The organism is Pseudomonas sp. yb_9 (genome assembly GCF_043103635.1).
GTDB lineage: Bacteria > Pseudomonadota > Gammaproteobacteria > Pseudomonadales > Pseudomonadaceae > Aquipseudomonas > Aquipseudomonas monteilii.
This window is the reverse complement of sequence record NZ_JBICKA010000034.1, coordinates 1-2,095: the sequence shown is the minus strand read 5'-3', so window position 1 is coordinate 2,095 and position 2,095 is coordinate 1. Positions and strand designations below refer to the sequence as shown.

The window sequence follows — 2,095 nt, the reverse complement described above, 5'->3', positions numbered from 1 at the left end:
AGGCCAGTAATGACGATGCAGAACTTTCAGGTTGCCGGTTTTTTTCGAGGCTGACGCGGCTTGCTAGCGGCCGACTTGCTGCCAGCTGTTTTACTTTTCCCCCCACCACGCCGCTTTTTCTTCCAAGGCGGCGGCGCACCTGCGGCCGGCCCGCTGATGGTCATGCGCATGCCGCTACACCGCTCGACCAGCTTGCCCATCCACGCCGATTGCCGGGCAACGAACTCTTCCAGGCTCATCTCGCCGCTCTGCACCATGTCCAGCGCCTGCTCCCAGATGGCCGTGGTGCCAGGGTCAGCAATGGCTTTCGGCACCGCATCGATCAGGCTGAACGCCGCCGGTGTGGCCGACAGTGCCTTGCCATTCTTCACCAGGTAGCCACGGTCAAGCAGGCCCTGAATGATGCTGGCGCGCGTGGCTTCGGTGCCGATACCGGTGGTTTCCTTCAGCTTCTGTTTCAACCGCGGGTCGTCCACCAGCTTGGCCACGTTTTTCATGGCCTTGATCAGGTCGCCTTCGGTGAACGGCTTGGGGGGGTGAGTCCACAGGTCTTTCAGTTGCAGACCTTGTACGTTGCAGTCCTGGCCTTCGCGCAGTGCTGGCAGCACCTGGGCGGGTGGTGCCTCGCGGCCCTTGGCCGGGGTCAATGCCTCAGGCAGGGCGCGGCGCCAGCCCGGCTCGACAATCTGCTTGCCCACCGCACGCAGGGCATGTCCGGCACAGTCGAAGTCGGCCTGGGTGCGGTCGTACTCATGGTTGGGCAGGAACTGCGCCAGGTAGCGGGCGCGGATCAGGGTATACACCGCCTTGTGCTTGGCCGGCAGGCGCGACGGGTCGCTGGCGGCGGCGGTGGGGATGATGCCGTGGTGGGCGCTGACCTTGGCGTCGTTCCATGCCCGCGAGCGTCGCTGTGGCTCCAGGTAGGGCTGTAGAGGCGCCAGGCTGGCATCGGCCCGTTGCAAGGCAGCGAGGATGGCCGGCGCTTCGGCGTGCTGGCTTTGCGGCAGGTAACCGCAGTCGCTGCGCGGGTAGGTGATCAGCTTGTGGGTTTCGTACAGGGCCTGGGCGATGTCGAGGGTTTCCTGGGCGCCGAGGCCGAACTTTTTCGAGCACAGCTCCTGCAGGGTGCCGAGGTCGAAGGGGAGTGGTGCGGCTTCACGCACGCGCTCGGTGGCAACCTTGACGGCGCGGGCTGTGCCGGCATTGCCGATGTCGGTGGCCGCTTGTTGTGCCAAGGTTTGCTTCAGGCAGCGGCCTTGGTCGTCGCAGGCGTCCTCGGGGGCGCGCCATTGGGCATTGAAGTGTTGGCCGGCGAGTTCCAGTTGCACATCGATGGCCCAGAACGGCACGGGTACGAAGTCGGCGATGCTGCGGTCGCGGTCGACCACCAGGCGCAAGGTGGGCGTTTGCACCCGGCCCACCGGCAACACGCCCTGGTAGCCGGATTGGCGGCCCAGCAGGGTGAACAGCCGGCTCATGTTCATGCCAATCAGCCAGTCGGCGCGCGAGCGGCCCAGTGCCGAGTGGTACAGGTTGAAGGTTTCGTGGCCGGGCAGCAGGCGGGCCAAGGCCTTGCGGATGGACGCGTCGTCCAGTGCCGACAGCCACAGGCGTTGCACCGGGCCGCGATAGCGGCAATGTTCGACCAGTTCGCGGGCGATCATTTCGCCTTCGCGGTCGGCGTCGGTGGCGATCACCAGCTCCCGCGCTTCGCCAAGCAGGCGTTTGACGGCCTTGAACTGGCTGGCGGTCTTGGGCTTGACCAGCATCTTCCACTTGTCCGGGATGATCGGCAGGTCGGCCAGGTTCCAGCGCTTGTAGCGTTCGTCGTAGCTGTCGGGCGGGGCGGTTTCCAGCAGGTGGCCGATGCACCAGGTGACGCAGACGTCGGTGCCTTGCCAGCAGCCGTCGCCCTTGCGGTTGGCGCCGAGCACTTTGGCGATGTCTTTTGCCTGAGAGGGTTTTTCGCAGAGGAACAGGCGCATGGCCGGGAACGCTTCATCGGGGGTAATGAGCACTAGGATGCGCAAGCGGGGGCGCAGAGGCAAGTTTTATCTGGATGGATGTACAGGTTTTTGTCAGTGGAAGTGTTTTG

1 protein-coding gene is annotated in these 2,095 nt (G+C 64.9%); it reads right to left on the bottom strand.

Annotation, left to right across the window (positions count from 1 at the left end; translation table 11 throughout):
- Positions 1–26: 26 nt before the first annotated feature.
- Positions 27–1,985 (bottom strand): DNA topoisomerase III, encoded by a 1,959-nt coding sequence (locus tag ACF8MI_RS08995; RefSeq protein ID WP_200929477.1) that lies wholly within the window; start codon positions 1,983–1,985, stop codon positions 27–29.
- Positions 1,986–2,095 lie beyond the last annotated feature (110 nt).